Origin of the sequence: Pseudomonas sp. SIMBA_041 (genome assembly GCF_046535095.1) — a bacterium.
Lineage (GTDB): Bacteria > Pseudomonadota > Gammaproteobacteria > Pseudomonadales > Pseudomonadaceae > Aquipseudomonas > Aquipseudomonas mucoides.
In genome coordinates this window covers 1-239 of the sequence record NZ_JAWRXJ010000878.1, presented here as the reverse complement: position 1 = coordinate 239, position 239 = coordinate 1, and the positions used below count along the sequence as shown (strand labels likewise).

The following is a 239-nucleotide window of genomic DNA, read 5'->3' as shown; positions in this document are numbered from 1 at the left end:
CCAAGAGCACCCCGGCCATTCAAAAAGACATCCCAGCGGCATTCGAGATGTACACGCTGCTGGAGCATTTTCTGAAGACGTTGCCCATTCGCCATGAGGCGCTGGGCTTCGGTGCACCCACCATCAACCTCGAGCCGGGTATCGTGGTGAGTCACGACGGCGGCAAAGTGATTGCCTTGTTGCCGATCCAGGCCAACCAGCTGGGCGACGTGGCATTCTGGCTGGCCGATGCGCTGCCC

1 pseudogene is annotated in these 239 nt (G+C 60.7%); it reads left to right on the top strand.

From position 1 onward, the window contains the following. A pseudogene (locus SB725_RS33660) lies at positions 1-239 on the top strand (hypothetical protein); the annotation flags it as partial.